This is a genomic window from Brevibacillus sp. (assembly GCF_003521185.1).
GTDB classification, from domain to species: Bacteria; Bacillota; Bacilli; order Brevibacillales; family Brevibacillaceae; genus Brevibacillus; species Brevibacillus parabrevis.
In genome coordinates this window covers 1-15,698 of the sequence record NZ_DOTK01000056.1, presented here as the reverse complement: position 1 = coordinate 15,698, position 15,698 = coordinate 1, and the positions used below count along the sequence as shown (strand labels likewise).

The following is a 15,698-nucleotide window of genomic DNA, read 5'->3' as shown; positions in this document are numbered from 1 at the left end:
CCGCCAGCCTTTCTTGTCCTAATATCTCAAATTTGAAATACTATAATTTAAAATAATTAAGGAGAGATGAAAAATGATGGATCTTGGATTGTTGATTATTCGCTTGGTGATTGGGTTGTCGTTTGCAGGTCACGGTGCGCAAAAGCTGTTTGGCTGGTTTGGCGGCTACGGTTTGAAAGGCACAGGCGGCTGGCTGGAGTCCATCGGAGTCAAACCTGGCGTTGCCATGGCTCTGCTTGCCGGATTGGCTGAACTGGTCGGCGGCTTGCTGTTTGCAGCAGGTGTCGGTACATGGGTCGGCGCTCTCCTCATTGTCTTCACAATGTTGGTTGCGATTGTGAAGGTTCACGGTCAAAATGGATATTGGGTAACGCAAAACGGCTACGAGTACAACCTGACTTTGATCGCTGTCGCTATCGGTGTCGCTTTGATCGGTCCAGGAGCATACGTTTTGTTTTAAGCAACACTCGCTAAGCCCGTAAGCCAGCATTCCACCAAGGGAGGACACAACAGATGGAAATCCGCGTCTATACACAGAATGAACAAGCAAAAGGACACTTTGGCGACGGTGAAATCGTAGAAAACAAACCGATTGGCTTCCCCCACGAAGGTTCCGTCGTAAAACGGGTTGGCCCGCTTTTTTACTGGGCATGGGCAAAATCACTGCAAACGTTTGAAATTCCTCTTCACCCGCATTCCGGCTTTGAAATTTTGTCCTATGTCTTGAAAGGCACAGTGGGTCATCGGGATACGCTGGGCAATTTGCAGCAAGTGACAACAGGCGGCGCTCAGATCATGCAAACAGGATCAGGAGCTTACCACGCCGAAGAATTGGGCAAAGATACGGAAATGTTCCAAATCTGGTTTGAGCCGCACCTGGCAAAAACCACAAAGACTCCGCCGACTTACAATCAGTATGATCACGAAGAGTTTCCAAGCGAAACGACGGATGGCGTATCGGTAAAAAACATCATTGGTTCTCAAGCTCCCATTTCGCTCGTGACCGACTCTTCAATGAAAGACATTGCCATTCCGGCAGGCAAAGCTTTTTCGCTGGAGCTTCCGGCTGGCTACGCTCACGCTGTCGTCGTCGTGGAAGGCAGCGGGAACATTTTGGGCAGTGAACAGTCAGCAACTGCGAATACAGGCGACTTTGTCGTCGTTTCAACCGAAGCAGCGGAAACCATCACCTATCAGGCAAAAGACGATGCTCCCCTGCGCTTGGTGCTGATCCAGGTGCCGCTCGAAGTCGACTATCCGCTTTACCGCAAATAATTTCTTGTATCCAAACTGCAAACAAAAACCGCCCTTATGCATGAATATAGCCATAGCTTCACAAAGACCGTCACCTGCTCGTGGCGGTCTTTATTTTTTGTACATGAACGAAAGCGGCCCCGCCTGGCCTGGCTACAGCGGAGCCTTTTTTGCTGGGAAAACGCTCAAAAAATCTTCGCTTCCTCCAGCATCATTTTTTGTTCAAAAGGAGCCGTCAACACAATCAGCGTATAAGAGTAGCCGAAATCTCCGGTGCGTTCCGAAAAAGCTACCAACTCCTCCGTAGAACGGGTGACGACCTTCAGCATGTAGTTGTACTCCCCGCTGATCCGGTACATGTCGGTCACTTCTGGCGCCTGCTTGCAAAAGTCGATAAAAGCCGCGCACTGCTTGGTGCGGAACATGACAAAAGCAGTCGTGTGCTTGCCCAGCTTCTCCTGCGAGATCGCCGCGTGATAGCCGGTGATCACGCCTTGTTCTTCCAGACGGCGCACCCTCTCCTTGACCGCTGGCTGCGTCATCCCGATGATTCGCCCCATCTCCGCCAACGGTATCCGCGAATTTTCATGCAACAGGCTAATGATTTTGTAATCGACCTGATCCACTTTTATCACCCTTTCGATTTCATAAGCGCTAACCTGCAAATAACTTGCTTCTATATAGAAATACAAGAGAAACACCTTGGTTCATGCATGTAAATTATAAAAATTGTTTCGTAAAATGTCACTACCGAGATGCTCACTGACCAGCGCGCGGTCAGGCGGCATGAAAAGCTTGTTTTTCCAAGGAGTGAAGCCGCTTTGTCCAGACGTACACTGATTTTGTTGCTGGCACTGGGAGAATTTATGGTGGGCACCGCCGAATCGATCGTAACAGGCATCATCGGCATGATCGCAAATGACACCCACGTCTCCGTCTCCCTGGCTGGCCAGCTTGTTACAGCCTTTTCCCTGGCTTTTGCTTTCGGTTCACCGATTTTGATTGCGCTCACGGCAAAAATGGAGCGCAAAAAGCTCATCCTCTGGGCGCTTTTTGTGTTCATCCTGACGAATTTGCTCGCTTTCGTCAGCCCTGGGTTCTCCCTGCTGTTGTTCTCGCGTATTTTGCTCGGGCTTTGCGGCGGCATTTACACGGTGGTTGCTCTCGCGCAAGCCGCCAATATGGCCTCCCCCGAGAAAAAGGGCAGCTCCATTGCCATCATTCTCATGGGCTTTAGCCTCTCGCTTGTGCTCGGCGTTCCGGCTGGCACGATGCTCGGCGAACTGTGGGGCTGGCGGTCTGTATTCGCCCTGATCGGCGTCCTGACCATCATTCCGTTCGCAGCCATTCTTGCCTTTTTGCCAAAAGAACAAGGCGAGGCAGCCATCCCCTTGCGCCAGCAGCTGGCAGCGTTACGCAACCGCCGCGTGATTCACGCCCTGCTCCTCTCTTTGTTCTTCGTCACAGGGTACTCGACGGTTTACACGTACATCACCCCGCTCTTGCAGAGCACGACCGCCATGTCTACCGCCTGGGTAAGCGCTACGCTGTTCATGGCTGGTCTCGCCAGTGTCGCGGGTTCGCGAATCGGCGGTGTCGCCACTGACAAATGGGGCGTCCGTCGCACCTTGTACATCAGCCTGGTAGTGCATGCGCTCGTCCTGTTGTTTTTGCCCTTGTCCACCATGCTGTTCGCAGGCGCGATTGTGGCAGTCATGTTCTGGGTGGCTGCGGTTCAGACGACTGTCCCTGCCCAGCAGTATTACCTGATTACTTTGTCTCCGCACTCGTCCCAAGTCGCGCTCAGCATCAACACCTCGGTTTTTCAACTGGGGCTGGCACTTGGCGCAGGGCTGGGCGGATTGATCGTCAACCATGCGGCGATTGTGCATGTGAGCTGGGTTGGCGGCTTGCTCGTGCTCGCAGGGCTGGGCTTTGCCGTCGCATCCTTTTCTCAGCCAAAAGAAAGCGGAACAGTAACAATCGCTTCCGCCAAAAGGTAAAGCAAGCACAGACACAAGCAAACCCGTCCAGGCATCGACGCCCGGGCGGGTTTGTTTTTTACCGCTGTTATTCTCCTACAACTCTTAAACTATACGAGAGCCGGCTCATGCGCAAGCATCGTGCCTTCCTGCGCGTACCGCACATGCCAGGAGAACGCTTTTTCCAATACGTGCGGAGTATGCCCGCCGCGTGTGAGCGCTTCTTCATAATACGCTCTCAATTGATCCCGATAGAGCGGATGGGCGCAGTTCTCGATGATTTTCAAGGCGCGCTCTCTTGGAGCCAGGCCGCGCAAATCAGCCAGTCCTTGTTCCGTGACGATAATATCGACATCGTGCTCGGTGTGATCCACATGAGACGCAAACGGAACGATGCTGGAAATTTTCCCGCCTTTGGCAATCGACTTGGTGACGAAAATGCCAAGACGAGAGTTGCGGGCGAAGTCGCCGGAGCCGCCGATGCCGTTCATCATTTTGCTGCCGGATACATTCGTGGAATTGACGTTGCCGTAAATATCCACCTCAATCGCCGTGTTGATCGCAATCAGTCCGAGACGGCGGATGATTTCCGGATGGTTAGTAATTTCCTGCGGACGCAGCAACAGCTTGTCGCGGTATTGGGCAAAATGACGCGTGACGTGCTCCATTTTTTCAGCAGTCAGCGTGATCGAACAGCCGGAAGCAAACGAGATTTTTCCCGCATCGATCAAGTCAAATACCGCATCCTGCAATACTTCCGAATAAACAGTCAGGTCAGTGAACTCCGAGTCCAAAAAGCCGTTGAACACCGCGTTGGCTACAGACCCGATGCCCGATTGCAGCGGCGCGAGATTTTTCGGCAAACGGGAAGCTTTCACTTCCTCGCGCAAAAACGCAATCAGATGGGCGGCGATCTGAGCTGTCTCCTCATCCGGCTCCACAATCGTCGACGGCGAGTCGAGCTGGTTCGTCAACACGATGCCTTTGATTTTATCCATATCGACCACAATTCCCGCTGTGCCGATTCGCTGATCGACTGCTGTAAGCGGGATCGGCTCGCGCTCTCCCTGTTTCCCTGGTGTGTAGATGTCGTGAATGCCTTCCAGTTCAGCAGACTGAGCCAGATTCAGCTCAACGATGACATGCTTCGCATAATCGACGAAGATGTTCGAATTGCCGACGGATGTGGCCGGAATGATCATACCATCCTCCGTAATTGCAACCGCTTCCACAATCGCGTAATCAATGGCGGCCATTGCTCCCTGACGAATCAGCTCTGCCGTGTGGGACAGATGCTGGTCGACGAACATCATGCTGCCGTCATTGATTTTTTTGCGCATCACGGGATCGGCCTGAAAAGGCAAGCGTTTGCTGACGATTCCCGCTTCCGCCATCACGGCATCCACATCGGAACCGAGCGATGCGCCTGTATATACGTTCACTCCAAAAGGTTTGTTTTCTCTTTTGACCAGCTCGGCCAATGCGAGCGGCACGACTTTGGCATCCCCTGCACGAGTGAAGCCACTTAACCCGATCGTCATGCCATCCTCGATCCAACTCGCTGCTTCCTCAGCTGTCACGATTTTATCTGCCATTCGTTTATCGCGTAAGCGCTCCCACATCATTGTGACCCCCTATGCCATCTTTTCTTGCTCCTACACTAGCACAAGGAATCTGAGCGGGCACTCAATTTTCAACAAAGCAGAATATTTGAGCAGATAATTAGAAAAAAAGACAGCGAACCATTCTCAGCGAAACGGCGTTTTTGCCTGTTAAAAGCCGAGCAGTTGCCGGAACGCACTGGCATACGTCTGACTCACGGGCACTCTCGTCTTCTGCTTGTCCTTCATCTCCAGCAAAAACGTCGAGTGAAAATGCGGATGAATGAAGCCAATCGCCTCCATGTTCACAAAATACGAGCGATGGCAACGCACGAACCGCTCCGGCGGAAGCATGTATTCCAGCTCGGACATGCTGTACTTGTTCGCGTACGATCCAGTGGCCGCATGCAACAGCGTCTTGCCTTCATTCGAGCTGATATACACAATCTCATGCAACGGAATCGGCAGCCAGCCATCTTCCCCTTTTCCAATCAAAAACGACAGCCGCGGCTGCGGATTGGCAAGCGGAACGCTTTGCAAAGGGTAGATGGCGGTAATACAGCCCATGACCTCTCCACTTTTGAACAACGGAAGCGACAAACCGTAGTACGGCACTCCAAAAATCCGGCTTTCTACCTGATGCCCTACTTTGCCTCTTTCCATCAATGCTTTGTGAGTCGCTGAGCCAACCGGAACCTGATCGCCCGGTGCAATTTTCAAGTCTATGTTTGAGCTAGGCTGATAATACAAATATTGCGTTCCATCCGATATGGCAATGGACACTTCTTCTGGCACAGCTTGACCGATCATTTGCAGCATCTCTGGAACAAATGTGTTCTCCATGCTGAATCCCCCTGCTCCTCTTCTCGCTTTTTCCTTCTCCTTCTATTAAACCACACTTCCCGCCTGGCAGATCAATCCTTGTCTTTCCTTTGCAGACAAGGGAATCCATCCATCGCCGGACAGCCGTTGTGCTATCATTAGTAGCAACAGTTTTCCCAGAAAAGGCGGTGCACCATGGATCACACCATTGTCTTGATTGCAAAAGGAACCGATACGCTCGCTTTTTTGCTGAAAGAGCTGCGGGCGTACTTCGAGCCGTATTGCAAGGTCATCGGTTATGCCAGCCACGAGCCAATCCCGGACCTCTCCGGGGTATCACACGTCTTCATCACGACAAGGGCACCCGAGTTGTATACGATCGCCCGTCAGGCTGTACCCGAGACGGTGCCGATTACCGTCCTCAACCGTTTCTTTGAATTGCGCAAAATCAAGGCGCTCATGCAAATTCCGCCCGGAACGACCGTACCTGTCATGAACAACTCGCCCGTCACCGCGCAAGAAGTCATTCAAAACTTGCGGGAAGCCAACATCGATCACTTGCACTACGTTCCGTTCCACCCCGGCTGTACGTTCGAAGAGGCGGAATTTCAGTATGCGATCATCATGAGCATTCCCGACGTTCCGCTGCCGCCTCATGTGGAAATCATCGACCTCGGCTTCCGCAAAATCAGCATCCACGATCTGATCGATACAGGACGCAAGGTAGGGGTTCCGATTGAATGGGAGCGGCAATATCTCTCCGCTTTTATCGCTGAAATGTCCGAGTTGGCCAAAATGCTCGGAACTTCCTACGCGGAGGTGCAGAAGCTGAACAGCCAACTGCAATCTACGTTTCAAGCTGTAAAAGACCCGGTCATCGCCTGCAATGAAGCTGGCTTGATCACGTTTATTAACGATGCGGCCGTCGAACTGTTCTGTCCACTCGAAACAGCGATCATCGGCAAACCGTATACCACGCTGAAAGAGTCAAGCCAGCTCGCCCCCTTTTTCAAGCAGGAGGGCCAGGAAGACACGCTCATTGCCATCGAGCAGAGACAATTCATTGTCCGCAGCCACAGCATTCGCAGAGGCCACGAGCAGCTTGGCTTCGTCTGCACGTTAAAAGACGTGACCGAGATTCAGCGCCTGCGCACGCAGCTCACTTTGCGCGGGCACACGGCTACTTATTCTTTTGCGGATATAAAAGGAGACAGCCAACCGCTGCTACACGCCATCGAGCTAAGCAAAAAAATGGCGAAAAACAACCAGACGATCTTGCTGACGGGGGAAAACGGCACGGGAAAAGAGTTGTTTGCCCACGCCATTCACCAGCATTCCTTGCAAAAAAACGGCCCTTTTGTCGCCATCAACTGCGCGTCGCTGCCGGAAAACTTGCTGGAAAGCGAGCTGTTCGGCTACGATGATGGAGCTTTTACGGGGGCGCGAAAAGGCGGCAAGCCAGGTCTGTTCGAACAGGCAGATGGCGGGACGATTTTCCTCGACGAGGTTGGCGATATCTCCCCAGCGATCCAGGTCAAGCTGCTTCGCGTCCTTCAGGAAAAGCAAGTGATTCGCGTCGGCGGCACAGGCATTTTGTCCGTAGACTGCCGGGTGATCGCGGCAACCAACCGCAATCTGGAGGATGCCGTCAAAGAAGGGGCGTTTCGCGAAGACTTGTTTTACCGCCTCGCCGTCTTGCCAATCGAGATTCCGGCGTTGCGGGAACGGATCAGTGACATCCCGCTGCTGATTGACGATCACCTCAAGCAGCAAGGCATTCGCAAAAGCTGGTCGCCGGAAGTGATGGAGCTTTTGCTTGCCCATGATTGGAGGGGAAATATTCGGGAGCTGAAAAACGTGGTGGACTACGCCATTACGGTAAGCGAGCATCCTGTCATTGGCGTATCCGATCTCCCCAAGAGGCTGACCGAGCGTATTTTTCAAAAGCAATCACTGGCTGCCGTCGTGCCGCTTGACGATGAACGAAATCTCGATATTTTAATCGCCCTGTATCAATATTACCTCTCCAACAAACCAGTAGGGCGCTACCAACTGGCGCATTCCCCCGCTCTGCAAGCGAACGGCTGGACGGAAAGCGCGCTGCGCAACCGCTTGAAACAGCTGGAGCAGCTAGGCTTGGTGCGCTCTGGAACAACACGTCAAGGAACCTTGATAACGCGAGACGGCATCGAGGTGCTGAGGAAGCATGGGAAAATCTAGGGAAAGATTTTTGAATATTAGGATGTATTAGGTCGAATAAATCCTAATAAACATTCCTAAAGAGTGCGTTTTCTATTGGAGGAGCACCTTCTTCGTCCGATGAAAACGCCTTTTTTCGTGAATTTTCGACACTTGGCATGCCACTTGCTTATAAAAAGCCAAAAAAAGCGAGGTGACCTCATGGCTACACAACATCCTTCTCCTCAAGCAACGCCAGCCAAGAAACGTTTTTCGGTCCCACACACTTATGCCATTCTCTTTATCATCATTATTTTGGCAGCGCTTGCTTCTTACGTGCTCCCTACTGGCGAGTTCGAACGCGTCAAGGACGCAGCCTCGGGTAAAACGATTGTCGTGAACGGCAGCTACCACCCTGTCGAAAGCAGTCCTGTCGGATTTTTTGACATGTTCAAAGCGATTCCGGAGGGCATGCAAAAAGGCTCGCAAATCATCTTCTACATCTTCATCGTCAGCGGCGTTTTCGGAATCATCCGTCAAACGGGCGCGATTGAGGCGGGCATCAACAAAGGCGTCCGCTATCTGGAGGGCAGGGAAAAGCTCCTGATCCCCGCTTCCATGTTCCTCTTCTCCATCGGGGGCTTCACGATGGGGATGGCGGAAGAAAGCATCATTTTCGTCCCGATCGGGATTGCGCTCGCCCGGGCAATGGGCTTCGATGCGGTAACGGGTACGGCCATGATCACGATGGGCGCGGCTGCCGGGTTCATGGGCGGTATGCTCAACCCGTTCACGGTAGGGGTAGCACAATCTCTGGCGCAACTGCCGCTCTTCTCCGGCTTGACTTTCCGCGCCGTAGTTTACGTTTTCGTCCTCGGCTTTGCCATCTGGTACGTCATGCGCTATGCCTACCGTGTCAAAGCTGACCCGACCCAAAGCGTGATTTACTCGATCGAAAAACAGGAAAGCACCGATCAGGTCGCTGTCGAGATTCCAGACCTCAACGGACGCCACAAGCTTGTCTTTTTGGTGATGGTCTGTGGGCTGTCCTTCAACGTCTACGGCGTGTTCGAGTACGAATGGTTCCTGACTGAACTGACGGCTTCGTTTTTAATCATGGGTCTGGTTGCCGGGCTTGTCGGCGGCCTGAATGTAGACAAGCTGTTTGACTCCTTTGTCGCTGGCGCCAAAGCCGTTACCTTCGGCGCCCTGATCGTCGGCTTTGCCCGGGCGATCACCGTCGTGCTGGAAGAAGGAAAAATTATCGATACGATGATTTACGCCCTGACTTCCGCCATCGGCCATTTGCCGGATGCGATCAACGTACTGGCTATGTTCCTGATTCAAGCGGTGCTCAACCTGTTCATTTCGTCCGGAAGCGGCCAGGCTGCGACAACGATGCCGATCATGGTGCCGATTGCAGACCTGCTTGGCATTCAGCGCCAGATCGCCGTTCTTGCGTTCCAGTACGGTGATGCGGTGACCAACTCGATCATCCCGACTTCTTCGGCACTGATGGGCTACTTGGCTGTCGCAGGCATCCCGTACGAGAAATGGGTCAAATTCATCTGGAAGCTGCTGTTGGGCTGGGCACTCATCGCCGCTGTCGCTCTGATCGTTGCTGTCACCATCGGCGTTTCCTAGACACGATTTTTGCCAATTGACTGGCTGGGCCATGACGTGGCGCAGCCCCGGTCGTAAACCTATGGAGGAACCATGCGCACAACTATCGAACAATTGCAGCCCGCCATTTTTTCTCTGTATGAGCACTTGCACCAACATCCTGAGGTTAGCTGGCAGGAAGTCGAGACGACCGCTTATATCGCCCGCTTTTTGCAAGAGCACCATTGCCGGGTCACTACTTTTGACGATGTGACAGGCGTAGTAGCTGAGTGGGGAAACTTGACCCCGGGCGGATTGACGGTCGGCGTGCGGGCTGACATGGACGCTCTCTGGCAAGAAGTAAACGGCGTCTTCCAGGCCAACCACTCTTGCGGGCACGATGCCCACATGACGATGGTGCTGGGAGTGCTCATGGTCTTGCAGGCGCAAAATATTCAGCTTCCCGGACGTCTCAAGCTGATTTTCCAGCCGGCTGAGGAAAGCGGAAACGGCGCTCTGGCTATGGTCAAAAAGCAAGTTGTCGACGATATCGACTACTTGTACGGCGTCCACCTCCGGCCGATTCAGGAGATTGGGCAAGGTACGGCTGCCTCGGCGATTATGCACGGCGCGGCAGGCACCATTTTTGGACAAATCAAGGGAGACGATGCCCACGGAGCGCGTCCGCATCTCGGGGTCAATGCCATCGAGGTCGCAGCCGCCATCGTCGAGCAGCTCAAAGGCATTCATCTCGATCCGCTCATCCCGTATTCCGTGAAAATGACGCAGCTTTCTGCGGGCAGCAAGAGCAGCAATATCATTCCCGGCTCCGCCCAGTTCCATCTGGATTTGCGCGCGCAGACGAACCCTGTCATCGACGCGCTCTTTTCCCGAGTCGAACACATTTTGCAACATGTAGCCCGGCTTTATGAGGTAGACTTGTCTTATGACATCACCGAGCGGGTGTACGCGGCCGAAGTCCATGAGGAAGCTCGGCAAATCATGGCTGATGCGATTGTCCAGACGCTTGGCGCAGACAAGCTGGAAGCGCCGATCCAGACGCCGGGCGCGGAAGACTTCCACTACTACACCAAAGAACGGCCTCATCTACGCGCAACCATGCTGGGGCTGGGCTGCGGCCTGGCACCCGGATTGCACCATCCGCAAATGACTTTTGCAAAAGAATCGCTGCTGGATGGCATCGAAATTTTGGCCCGAACGGTACTCACCACGTTTGAGCGGCATGCAGGCAAGTAATCTCGCCTGCAACCCGCCTTCGCTCATCCGAATACATGTCTGAGGAGAGATGGTCATGAAAATCGAACGCGTCGATCTGCAAAGAATCAAAATTCCCCTGACTGCCCCGTTTGTCACCAGCATGGGGCTGGAAACTCACAAGGAATGTATTCTCGTCCGCGCCTACAGCGGCAATCACGTAGGCTTTGGCGAGAGCGTCGCGATGGATGTTCCGGTTTACAACGAAGAAGATGTCGACACCGTCTGGTACATGCTTGAAAAGTACCTGATTCCCCAACTGTTTACCCGCGACATCGAGCATCCTGATCAAGTTTCGGAAATCTTCTCCTGGATGCGCCGCAACCAGATGGCCAAATCCGCTCTGGAAGGCGCTGTCTGGGACTTGTACGCCAAAATGAACGGGCTGTCCCTCTCCCAGGCGCTTGGCGGCACACGCACGACAATCGATGTCGGCGTCAGCATCGGAATCGAGCCAACCATCGAAAAATTGCTGGAACGAGTCGACGGCTTTATCCGCGACGGGTACAAAAAAATCAAGGTGAAAATCAAGCCGGGCTTTGACGTAGAGCCGATGCGCGCCATCCGTCACACCTTTGGCCCTGACGTCCCGCTGATGGCTGATGCCAACTCGGCTTACACGCTCGCAGACATCGACATGTTGAAACAGCTCGACGAGTTTGGCCTGATCATGATTGAGCAGCCTTTGGGACACGACGACATCATCGACCATGCGACATTGCAACGCGAGCTGAAAACGCCTATTTGCCTCGACGAGTCGATCCACACCGTCGAGGATGCCCGCAAAGCGATTGAACTCGGCAGCTGCCGCATCATCAACATCAAGATCGGACGCGTCGGCGGCCTGACAGATGCGAAGAAGCTCCATGACTTGTGTGCGGCAAAAGGCGTTCCGGTCTGGTGCGGCGGCATGCAGGAAGTCGGGATTGGCCGCGCCCACAACATCGCCATCGCTTCGCTGTCCAACTTCACCATCCCGGGCGACACGTCGCCATCTCACCGCTACTTTACAGAGGATGTCGTTACGCCGATGATCGATTTTGCTTCGCCGGGCGTTCTCTCCGTCCCTACCGGAGCAGGCATAGGTTTCACGATTAATGAAGCCGCCATTCTCCGGTCGCTGGTGGAGCATAAGAGCTACTACGCGAATCAAGAGTCCACGACGACCGTCATTCCGGGCTGGTAATGCATTGATGAAAATGAAAACAGGGACGCCACAGCGGCTTCCCTGTTTTTTCGTTATCGAGCGCTTTTAGTCCATAATCGTCAACAGCTTGCACAGGTTGCGCTCGGCGCCTGCCCTGTCTTCTGCCGGCAATTTTTTCAGCAAGTCCAGCGCAGCGTACGGCAGCTTTAGCGCGTGAGGGTCGCTATACGTCTTCTCCCAATACGCCGGCGCGAAAATCTCGGCAAAAGCTGGCTCTTTTACTTCATCCTCCAGCACAAACTCCGGTCGCTGACGGTCGAGATAGGTTTGAATCCGATGATTGGCGATTCCCGCCTTGACCATCTCTCCGTAGCCGAAACGCTCCAACTCAGTCAAAGCCTGGGCATGCGTCACGCTGTGGACGACCTCGCCTGCAAAGTGATAGCGCTGCCCATCAATCACCCGCCCAGGGATGACTGTATGTAGCTCGTCAAACGTCCTGACCGCCATCTCGTCGGTCGTGTCGTATGGCGCCACTTCCGAAGCCACGTCCTCCGTCCTGATCGCAAAATAGTTGGCGATGCCCCAATAGCGGGTTGGTCTGTCTTCTTTTGTCCTTTTCAGCAATTCAACCAGCCCGCTGACAATGCTCGGACGGATCAGATCGGGACGTTCCTTGAGCGCTTTCAATGCCAGCACGCCCAATGCCAAACCATGTCCGGAGGTGCGCAGCTGCTGCGTATTTTGCTTGAGTCTGTAAATGACGCTGTCCAGCAAGGCGGGATCAGCTTCTTCTTCCTGGTCCAACGGGGCGAACCATTCCGGCTTCAATTTCCGGAAAGCTTCACAGGTTCGCTCAATCCCCTCTATTACGTGACGAGGCAAATCATGCTCCTGATTCATGTAGTAGCCTGCCAGCAATGCCGCACCGTAATGACCCTCGAACCATCCTTCTTGCGCCGCGCGCGCCATTCCCACCAAGCCTAGCTCCAAATACGAATCGAGTAACCGCATGTAACATCCTCCTTTTACCAATTGGATCTTGCATTTATAATATAACATATATTTTAGTTTGTTAAGTGTAAAAATAAAAATGACTCCATCTCGCGGAGTCATTTGCTTCTCATCATTATTGTTCATCCAGACGGAAATCGACTTCGTCAGTCGCTGGACGGTAGTCCACGATCAGTCCTTTTCCGTTCATATACCACAACTCGTCTTGTTCCATATAAAAAGTAATGCCATCTATTACGGTAGACAGTCCGATTTCGTTCGGCAGTTCTTTGGCGATCCCCATGGAAAAGGAATCCTGAACCGTGCTTACCCCTCCATATCGGACAAAAAAGCGAATGCTGTCGCCCTCTTGGCAGCCCCACTCTTCTTTAAACCACGCTACAGCTGCTTCCGTTACCGTCATCTTCATCAAACGCCACTCCTCTCTTCCCTTGTAGTTTACCTTACTTTCTAAATATGTAAAGCAAAAAAGTATACTATCAGCACTTTATCCTTGTGCAAAAGAAAAACCGATTCCCTTGAAGTGGAAATCGGTTCTGCCTCTGTTCCTCTGTTTACTTTACTGGAAGTGTAACCAAAAAGCTGGTTCCTATGCCTTCCTCGCTGCTCACGTGAATTTTGCCATGGTGGGCGTCCACAATCCATTTGGCGATGGACAGGCCCAATCCCGTGCCTTCTGTGGAGCGGGAGCGCATTTTGTCCACGCGGAAGAAACGGTCGAACAAATACGGAATGTTTTCTTTGGAAATGCCGATTCCGCTGTCTTTTACCAGGATGGCGACGCGGTTCCCGTCTTTTTTGCAAGAAACGTAAATGCTGCCGCCTTTGTTTGTGTACTTGAGGGCGTTGTCCAGCAAAATGACCAGCAACTGATGCAGACGCTCTTCATCTCCGGCAATTTCCAGCGGCCCTTCGATGTTCGTCTCCAGGCTGATTTCTTTTACGATCGCAAGCTGGGTAAACACCTGTGTGCATTTTTGCACGACCTCGTCCAGACGGATGCGTTTGCTCATGATTTGCAGCTCGTTGGAATCGCTGCGAGCCAAGGTCAGCAAATCAGCCACCAGCTTGCTCAGCCGCTTCGCCTCCTGCATGCCAATCATGATTTTCTCGCTTTCCTGCTCTATCGTATGGTCCGGGTGGCGAAACAGGCGCTCCAGATTGACCATGATCGCGGTCAACGGAGTGCGCAGCTCATGCGAGGCATCGGCGATGAACTGCTGCTGCTTTTCCCACGAAACCTGGATCGGAATAAGCGCGCGCCTTGCCAAAAACCAGCCCGCCACGATGGCAATGACGACGCTGACAGCACCACCGATCACGACGACGTACAACAAGCTGCTCAGCATGTTTTGCTCAGGTGCGAGATTGTAGATCAATTGAAACTGATAGGCGATTTGCACTCGATCGCCCACGACGACTTTTTTGGGCACAGTTACTGTCTGTACCCGATACATCTGGCCTCTGATGGATACCGTCTCAGTCCCGTCTGGTTTGTCGATGTGCAGAAACTCGGGGAAATCCTCCGGCTCCAGCCGATCTCCAAAGGCTGTTCCCATCACTTGACCAAAGCTGTCCCAGACGAGCAACGTGTACCTGCGCTCCAGGTCGATATACTTTTTTCGCTCCATCCGGTTGTACGGAAAAGATTCATCGTCCATTCGCTGCAAGCGAGGCAAGGGATCTACGGTAAGACGCTGACTCACTTTTTCCAGTTCGCGGTCTACTTGCGAGTAAAGCCGATACTTCATCGTGTAGTAAACAGCGCCTCCTAGCAGGTTGAGCAGCAGAAATACCACGATGACATTCAGTGTCACCAGGCGAATCCGCGTTTTTCGAAACATTAACGTTCTTCCTTTTTCAAAATATAGCCCACGTTGCGGATCGTGCGGATAAAGCTTTCGTACGCTCCCAGCTTTTTGCGCAAATAGTGGACGTACAAATCAACTACCCCGTAATTCGCTTCTGAGTCAATTCCCCATACACGGTCAAAAATTTGCTGACGCGTCAAGATTTGCTCCCGATTTTGCAGAAAATACTTGAGCAGTTCGTACTCCTTGGTCGTCAGCTTCATCGGCTCATCATCCACGAAACCGTCGTATTCATTTACTTTTAAAGAAATGGGACCGTATGTCATTTCGCCTTCCGTACCCGTCTTCCCATTGCGGCGCAGCAAAGCTCTCGCTCTCGCTGTCAGCTCTTCCGCAGCAAACGGCTTGACCAGATAATCGTCAGCTCCTGCATCCAGTCCTTCCACTCTTGCCTTGACGCTGTCCTTTGCTGTCAGGAACAAAACAGGTGTCATAATTCCTTTGGCACGAAGCGTTTTTACCAGAGTCAGGCCATCCATACCGGGCATCATGATATCGAGCACCAGCAAATCGTAGATGTCTCGCTGCGCCAGCAACAAGCCGTCATCTCCCCGATCAGCCGTATCTACCTGATAGCCTTCATCACTCAAAACGCCAGCAATAGTCTGTAACAGGGCTTGTTCGTCTTCGACTGCAAGAATCAGCATGGAAATCCCCTTTCATGAAAAGTGCTAGCTGTGTGCGTATCCGTTGCGACTTCTTGTTCCATGTTCCTCTGCCGTTTTCAGCATGAATCACTATTTCATCCAGCATAGCATAAACAGCTGGAATCACAATGCACATAAATAGACAGACACTTTCATTACAGCACGCCTTTTTTTGAATTGGATTTGAAAAAAGAAACAGACCATCGTTTTTTGCAAATACGCGCAAACAAAAAAAGCTGCATTCTCCATTACTCGCAAAAGTAATCGAGAATACAGCTTTTCTGCTTGTTCCTTCAAAACTGAAT

At 52.5% G+C, this 15,698-nt stretch carries 15 protein-coding genes; 7 read left to right on the top strand and 8 right to left on the bottom strand.

Annotated features, from left to right (window positions below):
• Positions 1-73: 73 nt before the first annotated feature.
• Together DEP07_RS17585 and DEP07_RS17580 are read left to right on the top strand one after the other, a co-directional pair.
• Positions 74-460, top strand: coding sequence for a DoxX family protein (locus DEP07_RS17585; RefSeq protein ID WP_122966684.1), 387 nt, complete (start codon positions 74-76; stop codon positions 458-460).
• Positions 461-513: 53 nt separating this feature from the next.
• Positions 514-1,275: a pirin family protein gene (locus DEP07_RS17580; protein ID WP_173597948.1), complete on the top strand. Its 762-nt coding sequence runs from the start codon at positions 514-516 to the stop codon at positions 1,273-1,275.
• Positions 1,276-1,439: 164 nt separating this feature from the next.
• Here the strand turns inward: DEP07_RS17580 and DEP07_RS17575 are convergent, their stop codons facing one another.
• A complete protein-coding gene (locus DEP07_RS17575; RefSeq protein WP_274874754.1) occupies positions 1,440-1,880 on the bottom strand; it encodes an Lrp/AsnC family transcriptional regulator in 441 nt (146 codons plus the stop codon).
• A 195-nt stretch (positions 1,881-2,075) separates the two neighbouring features.
• Here DEP07_RS17575 and DEP07_RS17570 point away from each other — a divergent pair, with 195 nt between their 5' ends.
• Complete coding sequence (locus tag DEP07_RS17570) at positions 2,076-3,257, top strand: MFS transporter (protein WP_173599965.1); 1,182 nt, start codon at positions 2,076-2,078, stop codon at positions 3,255-3,257.
• An 89-nt stretch (positions 3,258-3,346) separates the two neighbouring features.
• On the opposite strand, the gene DEP07_RS17565 is transcribed toward DEP07_RS17570, so the two are convergent.
• Both DEP07_RS17565 and DEP07_RS17560 read right to left on the bottom strand, forming a co-directional pair.
• A complete protein-coding gene (locus DEP07_RS17565) occupies positions 3,347-4,858 on the bottom strand; it encodes an acetyl-CoA hydrolase/transferase family protein (protein ID WP_122966687.1) in 1,512 nt (503 codons plus the stop codon).
• 150 nt (positions 4,859-5,008) lie between these two features.
• A complete protein-coding gene (locus tag DEP07_RS17560) occupies positions 5,009-5,680 on the bottom strand; it encodes a LytTR family DNA-binding domain-containing protein (RefSeq protein WP_122966688.1) in 672 nt (223 codons plus the stop codon).
• Positions 5,681-5,854: 174 nt separating this feature from the next.
• On the opposite strand from DEP07_RS17560, the gene DEP07_RS17555 reads away from it, so the two are divergent.
• From DEP07_RS17555 to menC, 4 genes are all read left to right on the top strand, one after another.
• Positions 5,855-7,879 (top strand): sigma-54 interaction domain-containing protein, encoded by a 2,025-nt coding sequence (locus tag DEP07_RS17555; protein WP_122966689.1) that lies wholly within the window; start codon positions 5,855-5,857, stop codon positions 7,877-7,879.
• Between the two features lie 180 nt (positions 7,880-8,059).
• The gene (locus DEP07_RS17550; protein WP_122966703.1) at positions 8,060-9,481 is read left to right on the top strand and encodes a YfcC family protein; all 1,422 of its coding nucleotides are present in this window, start codon (positions 8,060-8,062) and stop codon (positions 9,479-9,481) included.
• 72 nt (positions 9,482-9,553) lie between these two features.
• A complete protein-coding gene (locus tag DEP07_RS17545) occupies positions 9,554-10,696 on the top strand; it encodes a M20 peptidase aminoacylase family protein (protein ID WP_122966690.1) in 1,143 nt (380 codons plus the stop codon).
• A gap of 55 nt (positions 10,697-10,751) precedes the next feature.
• Positions 10,752-11,900: an o-succinylbenzoate synthase gene (gene menC / locus DEP07_RS17540; RefSeq protein WP_173597945.1), complete on the top strand. Its 1,149-nt coding sequence runs from the start codon at positions 10,752-10,754 to the stop codon at positions 11,898-11,900.
• Positions 11,901-11,966: 66 nt separating this feature from the next.
• On the opposite strand, the gene DEP07_RS17535 is transcribed toward menC, so the two are convergent.
• From DEP07_RS17535 to DEP07_RS17515, 5 genes are all read right to left on the bottom strand, one after another.
• Positions 11,967-12,875 carry a hypothetical protein gene (locus DEP07_RS17535; protein WP_173599964.1) on the bottom strand — a complete coding sequence of 303 codons (909 nt, stop codon included), beginning with the start codon at positions 12,873-12,875 and terminating at the stop codon, positions 11,967-11,969.
• Between the two features lie 115 nt (positions 12,876-12,990).
• On the bottom strand, positions 12,991-13,284 hold the full coding sequence (locus DEP07_RS17530) for a HesB/YadR/YfhF family protein (protein ID WP_173597943.1): 294 nt from the start codon (positions 13,282-13,284) through the stop codon (positions 12,991-12,993).
• Positions 13,285-13,429: 145 nt separating this feature from the next.
• A complete protein-coding gene (locus tag DEP07_RS17525; RefSeq protein WP_122966694.1) occupies positions 13,430-14,719 on the bottom strand; it encodes a sensor histidine kinase in 1,290 nt (429 codons plus the stop codon).
• Positions 14,719-15,393, bottom strand: coding sequence for a response regulator transcription factor (locus tag DEP07_RS17520; RefSeq protein WP_122966695.1), 675 nt, complete (start codon positions 15,391-15,393; stop codon positions 14,719-14,721). Before DEP07_RS17520 ends, DEP07_RS17525 begins: the two co-directional genes overlap by 1 nt.
• Positions 15,329-15,698: hypothetical protein (locus DEP07_RS17515; protein ID WP_287102807.1), on the bottom strand; the 370-nt coding region annotated here is incomplete at its 5' end. The genes DEP07_RS17515 and DEP07_RS17520, both read right to left, overlap by 65 nt.

Coding starts and splice junctions, on each gene's coding strand:
- DEP07_RS17560 (WP_122966688.1), bottom strand. CDS start 5,680: ATGGAGAACACATTTGTTCCAGAGATGCTGCAAATGATCGGTCAAGCT.
- menC (WP_173597945.1), top strand. CDS start 10,752: ATGAAAATCGAACGCGTCGATCTGCAAAGAATCAAAATTCCCCTGACT.
- DEP07_RS17585 (WP_122966684.1), top strand. CDS start 74: ATGATGGATCTTGGATTGTTGATTATTCGCTTGGTGATTGGGTTGTCG.
- DEP07_RS17555 (WP_122966689.1), top strand. CDS start 5,855: ATGGATCACACCATTGTCTTGATTGCAAAAGGAACCGATACGCTCGCT.
- DEP07_RS17545 (WP_122966690.1), top strand. CDS start 9,554: ATGCGCACAACTATCGAACAATTGCAGCCCGCCATTTTTTCTCTGTAT.
- DEP07_RS17520 (WP_122966695.1), bottom strand. CDS start 15,393: ATGCTGATTCTTGCAGTCGAAGACGAACAAGCCCTGTTACAGACTATT.
- DEP07_RS17565 (WP_122966687.1), bottom strand. CDS start 4,858: ATGTGGGAGCGCTTACGCGATAAACGAATGGCAGATAAAATCGTGACA.
- DEP07_RS17525 (WP_122966694.1), bottom strand. CDS start 14,719: ATGTTTCGAAAAACGCGGATTCGCCTGGTGACACTGAATGTCATCGTG.
- DEP07_RS17550 (WP_122966703.1), top strand. CDS start 8,060: ATGGCTACACAACATCCTTCTCCTCAAGCAACGCCAGCCAAGAAACGT.
- DEP07_RS17530 (WP_173597943.1), bottom strand. CDS start 13,284: ATGAAGATGACGGTAACGGAAGCAGCTGTAGCGTGGTTTAAAGAAGAG.
- DEP07_RS17580 (WP_173597948.1), top strand. CDS start 514: ATGGAAATCCGCGTCTATACACAGAATGAACAAGCAAAAGGACACTTT.
- DEP07_RS17535 (WP_173599964.1), bottom strand. CDS start 12,875: ATGCGGTTACTCGATTCGTATTTGGAGCTAGGCTTGGTGGGAATGGCG.